The organism is Sphingopyxis selenitireducens, from assembly GCF_051550705.1.
In the GTDB taxonomy this organism is placed as follows: Bacteria; Pseudomonadota; Alphaproteobacteria; order Sphingomonadales; family Sphingomonadaceae; genus Sphingopyxis.
In genome coordinates, this window is record NZ_JBPULG010000006.1 from 97823 (window position 1) to 105637 (window position 7815).

A 7815-nucleotide genomic window follows, 5' to 3' on the forward strand; every position below is an offset into this window, starting at 1 on the left:
GCATCTGATCGAGGACCCGTCTACCGGTCGCTCGCTCGCAACCGGCCTCAAACCAACGGCCAGATGCGCATTCGCTCAGAGCTTCATCGAGAGTGTAAGATAGAAAGCCCGGGGCTGGTTCGGCAGGACGGAAAACAGCTGGTTTGGATCGGCCTGCACCTGTGCAGGCGTCAACGTCTGCCTATCGAGAGCGGTCAGCAGGCTGCCGCCCTTCGCCCAGCCCATGATGCCGACGGTATTGAACAGGTTGGTGACATTGCCCTGAACGCTGAAGTTGCTGTTCACATCCCATGCGACGCCAACATCGACCGTGCTGAACGCGGGCAGATACCAGGCTTCGCGGCGGTTGGCGGCGCGCTTGCCAAGATAGGAATAGGTGGCGAACAGCGAAACCGCCTCGACCGGCCGGTAGGTCGCCGTCGCGCGGGCGATGACCTTCGGATTATTGTCCGCCGTGCCCGAAGGAACCGTACTGACGATATCGTCGGTGCCGTCACCCTTGGGGCCTTGGGTATATGTGCTGAACCCGCTTGCCTTCGGGTCTTGCAGCGTCAGATCGGCGTGGAGATTCAACTGGTCGGTGACGTCGAAATCACCGGAAATCTCGATGCCATAGGTTTCGACCCGACCAAACACCGGTGGCGGCGAGTAGTTTGTTCCCGCGTTCGGCGTCCCGGGCTTGTAGGTGAAGGTCTGATTATCTGCGATGTTCGAATTCTTGCTCCAGAACGGGAAGGCCTGGATGAATATGCCGTTATCGCGATATTTCAGCCCCATCTCGATCTGCTGGATTTTCTCCGGCGAAGGGAAAATCGTTGCGATCGCCCCCACCGTCGTGATCCCCGACAGAATGCCGAAGTCCGGCGCTTTTTTGCCGCTGGTGTACCGGGCATAGGCTTGGAACGTATCGGAGAATTGATAGGCGGCCGAGCCCGAGAAGGCGAAATAGTCATATTTGCGCTTGAACGGCAGCCTTGCACCGCGCGCCGTGGTCGCGTTGTCGTACAGCGTCAGCGGATTGCCGTCCCGCCCGCCGGTGGTCAGCTTGTTGCCCGTAAACGCCACGGGCACATAGGTGTATGAGTCATAGTTCAGGCTTTCATAGCGACCGCCGACATCGATGGTGAGCTTGTCCGTCACTTCCCAGGTATCGCCGCCATAGATCGCAATGTCGGTCATCTTCGTTCCGCTCTCGCGGATGGCAAGGCCCTGCCCGATCCCCGCCCAGCCCGATGAATCCGTCACAAGATAGACCGAACCGTCGGGGCGCGTCAGCGTCGTGCTCAAAAGCACCGGCCGCGGCGTGAGGGTCATGACCCCGCCGCCAGCGCCCGAGAAACGCTGATGAAAGGTGGATTGATTGAAATAAGCGCCCAGCGAAAGGCGATGCCGCCCGAAGGTTCCCGATATCGTCAGCTGATCCTGAAAAGTTTCCGACCGGAAATCGGGCTGATAAGCGAGCCCCGCCATAATCCCGCCGGCAAGGATATTCTGGTTGGGCAGATTGTTTGTAACCAGGGTGCGCGTCGCGCCCACCTGCGACACCACGGCTGCAACCGAGCCGTCCGGGAGCCGGTAGGTATAAGTGCCGTCGATCCCGTTGGTGCCCTGAATCGTACGGATACCCCCGTCGGCGTCGGTCAGCGGCGTCGCGAAGTTGACCGCGACGGTGTTCCAATGCGCCTTGTTGCGTGAAAAGCGGAAGCTGTTACTGATCTGGATATTGTCGGTGAGGTCGTGACGCCAGTCCACGTCAAAGGCCACCGCCGTGCTCTTGACGAGCTTTGACCCGTCCCAGTCACGCAATTCACCGGTGCCGAAATCGGGATAGCTGTGCGGCGATGCGGGCGGAAGAACCGACGACAAATTGGTGTACGGCGCCAGAATCTTGGGATCTTTGAAGTCGCGCGCCGGCAATGTCTCGAACCAGCCGTTATGATCGTTCAGATATTTCCCGCGGATCGTCAGCGATCCCTCGCCATAATCCCACAACAGGTTGCCGCGGATCTGGCCGCCCTTGTTCAGCTTGTAACCAGGATAGCGGGCCCCGTCGCTGACGCGATAAAAACCGCCGATCGCATAATAAAGATCGCTGTCGGCGATCTGCCCGCCGGTATAGCCGTCGAAACGATACAGCGGCGATTTGCCGTCACCTTCAAGACCAAGCTTGAACTGGAACTGCGTGCCGGGGGCGGATTTCCCCGTTTTCGAGATATAGTTGAAGATACCGCCCGGGGCGTTCGCGCCCGTCACCACTGCGGTGCCGCCGCGCAGCGCTTCGATGCGATTGTTCATCAGGTCGAGGCGGCTGAAATAGTCGGGGCCGAAGTTAGTCGCGGTCACCGGCTCGACGGGCAGGCCATCCTCCTGCAACGATATGTAGAAATAACCGCCGGCGGCTTCGAGCGAGCGAGCGGACACCCCGCGTGAAAAGACGATGTTGCGAATTTCGCCGAGCGACGAATTGACGAACACGCCGGGGACGCTCTTCAAGGCATCGGCCGAACTGATCGGTGCCTGACGCTTCAGCGCATCTTCGGTTACGGCGGTGATCGAAATCGGTGCACGTTCAATCGAGGTCGCACTGAAGACGCCGGTGACGATGATCTCCGGATCCCCCGCCCCCGAAGCCTCGTCCTGCGCCGGCGCTGCCGGTGCGACCTGCTCCTGGGCATTCGCCACACCGGCCAGCGACGTCACCGCCATTGCGGACACGGATACGAATAGTGCTTTACGCAACATGCTTTCCTCCCATTTGGCCGACCTGCGATTCCGGCCGATTTATCGTTATCTTAAAACCGCGCAATTCCGTTGATTCTGAGTTATAATACCATATTGTTTATCAGAATATATATCATTTAATATGCCTAATTATTTTTGACGTCAAGCTGCTATGTCTGATGACAATTCGCCTGTGATCTATACGAAACTAGTGGGAAAACAGGGCGTCAGGATCGCGGCGAGCCTCGAACCATGAAAGCGCCTCGCTCCACATCCACGGCGTGAACCGATGTGCGATGCCGGGTTGGCGCGCGATCGCCAGATGCGCCGCCCTGTCCGGATAGAGATTCTCCAGCATCGCAACGAACGCCTCCGCTCCTTCGGGAGGCACCTGCCGATCCTCCGCGCCGCAGACGAACAGCATCGCGGGACAATGCCGGTAATGCGCGGGATGGGTCAGCGGATCGAACCGGCGATACAATGCCCATTGCTCTTCCGCCGCCACGCCCTGTGGCTCAAGCGATCCCGGGCGCAACCAGTCCGGCGTGGCCAAAACCGCGGCGACACGCGCGATCCGGCGATCGAGCCCGGCCGACACGACCGCAATATCGCCCCCCATCGAGATGCCGCCGATGCCCACATCGGCAGAACAGCCGAACTGCGCGACGGCCCAGTCGATGATGGCAGGCGCCTCCTCGGCAGCACCGGCCAGGATCGGCCAGAAATGGCGGCGCAGGTCGCTGCGGACACGCTGCCTGATCTCATCGGGCGTCTCGTCGCTTCGTTCGCCATGTTGGGGCAAATCCCAGCTCACCGCCACGAAGCCGCGCGCGGCCAGTTCGAGCAGTTGCGGCGCGACATCCTCCTTCGACCAGCTGAAGGCGTGCAACCAGAGGACCAGCGGTCGCGCGCCCGCGCTTGCCGGTTCAGCCCATATGAGTGGAATATCCCCCAGACGCGCGGTTTGCAGACCGGTTTTCACGGCTCGAGGGCAGCACGATCCTCGGCGATCCACCGCCCCCACATCTCTTCATCCGGTTTGAGGAACAGACTGTTCGCGCGCGCTTCGATCAGATCGTCGACACCAAAGAGTCGCATCAACCGGCGATCGTTGCGTGCGCGCGCCGCTTCGACGATCCGCTGAACGGCGGGGCCGTTGTGATTGTCGCGCGTCGGCAGACCTACGCGGTTATAATAGGTGCTGAAGAAATAGCGCGGCTTGCCCGACGTGTTCGGCGTACCCGTGTGCAACAGCGAGCAATGGGTGAAGACCACATCGCCAGCCTTCACGTTTAGCACCGTTTCTTCGGGATGTGGTAGAGTGCGATGCCCGTCGGATTCGATGGTCACCGCCCGCCGATGCGATCCTTCGACGACGCGCAGCGGACCATATTCGTCGGTCAGGTCCTGCAGATAGCAGATCGCGTTACAGGCGATGGGCCGGATATATTGGGGTCCATCGGGCATCCAGCCCCAGCGATCGCGGTGCCAGAAGCTCACCTTGCCCTCAGCCTGCTCTTTGGGCTCGGACGGGAAGGCCATGAAGGTGAGATTGTCGAGCTGGATGAAGGGGCCCATGACGCGCTCCGCGAAATCGAGCACTTCCTGATTATTAACCGCTGGCAACATCAGCCCGGGCTCCTGCTCCAGCGCGCTGGTCACACGCAGACGCCGCTCCGACGCACCCGGCGGCGTGTTGCGCCGGACCATATCGTCATAGCGGTCCTTCCACGCCTGCATCTGCCCCGCATCATAAGCGCCTTCGAAAATCGTATAGCCGCGCTCGCGAAACTCGACGAGACGCTGTTCCAGGGCCTTCACTGACATTCGCCACCTCTCCTGTATGGTCGCCCGAAGCGATATTCTTTATATGATTATAATTAAGATCACTGTCTATATAATATGATTATATTTTAGAGCGAGTCAATCCGGAAGGCTTCGGGGTCAAGGCAGCAAAACACCGACTCTACCTCGCTCCGCATCTCCCCCGGGACAATGATCAGTTCGCCGCAAATGGTGCAACTGTCGCCCCCCGGGAGAACCACCGTCGAAATCACATGTGTGGATCGATACACGTCGTTCCGCGCAAAAAAGAACGGCAGTTATTAGGAAAGGACCAGAGTTTGCGGAACCGGCCGACATGAGGCGCAAAGCAGACCCGAAGCTAACTGCCTTTCAACGCCAACTTCCAAGAAAATTCCTTGATCCGCAGCACCGAAGTTCAGTGGGATTTGCACGAATATTACCCAGTGCTTATAAAATCGCGAAGGACACGAGGTTTTTTCTCATCCGAAAATCATACGCTTAGATACGAAAAACCGCGATAACATGCGCCAGAATGCGAGGCCATGAGGTCTGGTATTTCCGCTATCGCCGGACGGACACCAAATAGCGAAAATACCTCATGTCCATTGTGGAATATATTGATTAAATTCAATATGTTGTATGTATATTGTTCCAAACCGTGAAGCCGAAAGGAAGAATGATCTCGCTCATGGCGAGGGACAGCGCTTCATCGATCAGGGGACGTCGGCGCCATTGGCGCCTTTCGAGACGGCATTTGAACGTGGCGCCCTCAATGAGCGTTGGCGGCTTGAAGAGCGTTTAGCCCTGAAGCTGCAACTGGTCGAGCCCGCCACGATCGGACAGGCCCAGCGCCCCGGTAGCTGAACGCCCGACTTCCTCAGTAGAGCGCAGCGTGCCGCTGGCCTTATCGAGCACCGATTCCCGAGACGTGTCTTCTGGCGCGGGCGGAATCTGGACGAGGATGCGCAGGGGAAGAAGTATGTCCTCGGGCGGAGGCATGTCGAGGTGGCCGCCGACGATCAACGCCTTGAGATCGGCATTTGCCCCTGCATGCGCGAACGGCGCGTGGTCGATGCGCGACACCGTGCCGTCTGCATTGATCCAGACCTTGATGAGAAGCGGTGCAGTCGGCTGATCGGACGCGGGGCGCATCGCATTGAGGTAGGCACGCAGCCGCATGGCACTTTCACTCTCTGCCTCGAGCCATTTGCTGATCGTCGTCGTCGCATCGCTGGCATAGGCCAACCATTCGGCAGGCGCTTCCTGAGGTGAAATGCTTCGCGCCGAGGCTGGAGCGGATGCGGCAACCGCGCCAATGCCGATGGCCGAGGCCAGTTTCCAGGCGATCCGGGCATACCGTGAACGGCGGGGCGGTGAACTACTCATCATATCACTCCAAGCAACAGGATTGCGAGCAACAAGGCTCCGCCCATCGACAATAACTGGGAAATGCGCGCGTCCATGCGACCGATCAGACGCGTGCGCTTCAGCCTGCGAAGGCGTATTTGCTGCGCTATTGCCTGCCCCCAGCCGCGGCGCGCACCTGTCTCAACCATGGTCCGCGCGCCGCATAGTCGTGATCGGCGCACCAGCTAGCAGGGCGATGCCCGCCAGATGGCTATCGAAGACCCGCACAGTCCCGGGCACGCAAGATCCCGAACACCCGGAAAGCCGCCAGGCCGATGGCGATCCCCGCCAGCCGCGAAGCAATCCCTTCAGCATCGCATCGCCTGCCTCGGCTTAGCGCTGCGCTGGCGTGACAGGCTGCTCGGGCAGGCGCTCGCGCTCGAACGTGATCGTTTGGATCCGGCCATCGAGCGCACGCACCACGTCGGCGGTCAGGTCGTTCGCGAAATTGCCGCCCATTGCAACATTGCGATCGAACAGCATCCCGCACTTCCTGGAGGTATAGACCTGCGTGATCACTGGCTGCGCTTCATTGGCGATGCGCTCCAGCACCTTGGCGCGGGTCGCCTCGATTTCACGGCTGGTATGCGCCGCCTTTTGCTGAAGCGCCTGCCAGCGAACAGCTAGCGCCTCGCGCTTCTGTCGGTTCGCGGCATTGTCACTCTGCCCTTCGAGCGCCTTGGCCTCGGCCTCGATCACCGGGCGCTGGCTATCGATCTCCGTCTGCGCCGCGCGGGTCAGGTCCTGAAGGCGGGCGCTGGCGGCCTTGCCGACCTCAGCATTGGCGAAGATTGCCTCGCGTGAGAGCAGGCACAGACCTGGGATAACCGGGCCGCCGAGCGGCTGGGCAGCCGGCTGCCCTGCGGCGGCTGGCGTTCCCGCCGGAGCGCCGCCGATCGTTTGCGCGGAAGCGGTGGTCACGAGCAGGAAGGCGGAGATGAGAAGGAGGGGGGATTTCATCGGTCAGGCTTTCTTCTTGGTTGGCGCCGCGGGTTCGGCCGACGCTACGTCTTCGAAATTGGGAAGGACGACTTCGTCCGCCGAAGCATCCGTTGATGACGCTTGCGTGACAGCTTCATCGGCAGCGGCAGCGAGCGCCCGACGGTTCAGCAGCAGGCTGAACCGATCGAGTGAGGCCAGGTGGAAATGCACGGCTGCCAGCCAGCCCTTGCGGTGCCAATCCAGCACCACATCGTCTGCGAGTTTGCCGAACGCCTCCTCATCGACGATCTGGAATCCCTCCAGCCCCAGCTTGCGGCCATCGGGCAGGGTCGCGTCCGCCCGGCGATCGATCAGCAAGCCCTGTGCCTTCAGCGCATCGGTGAAGGCTCTGGTCGCCGCAGCATCCGACTGAAACGCGTCGCAGAAGGCCAGCGCCTGTTTCGTCAGGTCACTGGGATGACCATCCTCGAACAGGGCCGCGCCCTCGGTTCCGCTCTGCGTCACGCGTTCCGAGCTACTGTCGATCGCCAGCGCAAACCCGTCCGGATTGGCGGTCTGGATTAAGGCGAAGGGATAACGACGCACATAAGCGGGCGCATAGGCGTCCTGCGCCCAGCGCCCGTCCGCGACGAACAGGTTCTGCCGTTCCAGACCCAGCACCGCCACCGGCTGCGCGCTGTCGGCTGCGAACACGACGGGATAGCTGCGTGAGATTGCGGCGAGTTCACCCACCACCACCGGCACGAACGGCGTCTCGTTGGCAAAACCCGCATCACCTCCGTGCAGGCGCCAGTCGGCATGAAGCCGGGAGTTAAGCGGCTGCAACGCCTTGTAAAACAAAGGCAGCAGCGGTGCGGCCTCAGGACTGGAAGACGCTGGATTCGTAAATGTCGCGGCCGCGGCCGTCGGTTCGGCAATGTCTGACATGATGATCATATC

General features: G+C 60.7%; 6 protein-coding genes. All 6 read right to left on the bottom strand.

Going from position 1 to position 7815, the window contains the following annotated elements; all coding sequences use genetic code 11:
* Window positions 1-75 precede the first annotated feature (75 nt).
* The 6 genes from ACSYDV_RS19155 to ACSYDV_RS19180 all read right to left on the bottom strand — a co-directional run bounded on the left by ACSYDV_RS19155 (window position 76) and on the right by ACSYDV_RS19180 (window position 7803).
* Window positions 76-2742, bottom strand: coding sequence for a TonB-dependent receptor (locus ACSYDV_RS19155; protein ID WP_438325517.1), 2667 nt, complete (start codon window positions 2740-2742; stop codon window positions 76-78).
* Window positions 2743-2929: 187 nt separating this feature from the next.
* Window positions 2930-3703 (bottom strand): alpha/beta hydrolase family protein, encoded by a 774-nt coding sequence (locus tag ACSYDV_RS19160; protein ID WP_438325518.1) that lies wholly within the window; start codon window positions 3701-3703, stop codon window positions 2930-2932.
* Window positions 3700-4548: a phytanoyl-CoA dioxygenase family protein gene (locus tag ACSYDV_RS19165; protein ID WP_438325520.1), complete on the bottom strand. Its 849-nt coding sequence runs from the start codon at window positions 4546-4548 to the stop codon at window positions 3700-3702. Before ACSYDV_RS19165 ends, ACSYDV_RS19160 begins: the two co-directional genes overlap by 4 nt.
* Before the next feature lie 777 nt (window positions 4549-5325).
* Window positions 5326-5913: a hypothetical protein gene (locus tag ACSYDV_RS19170; protein WP_438325521.1), complete on the bottom strand. Its 588-nt coding sequence runs from the start codon at window positions 5911-5913 to the stop codon at window positions 5326-5328.
* A 354-nt stretch (window positions 5914-6267) separates the two neighbouring features.
* Window positions 6268-6894 carry an OmpH/Skp family outer membrane protein gene (locus ACSYDV_RS19175; RefSeq protein WP_438325522.1) on the bottom strand — a complete coding sequence of 209 codons (627 nt, stop codon included), beginning with the start codon at window positions 6892-6894 and terminating at the stop codon, window positions 6268-6270.
* A 3-nt stretch (window positions 6895-6897) separates the two neighbouring features.
* On the bottom strand, window positions 6898-7803 hold the full coding sequence (locus tag ACSYDV_RS19180; protein ID WP_438325523.1) for a SapC family protein: 906 nt from the start codon (window positions 7801-7803) through the stop codon (window positions 6898-6900).
* Window positions 7804-7815: the final 12 nt, after the last annotated feature.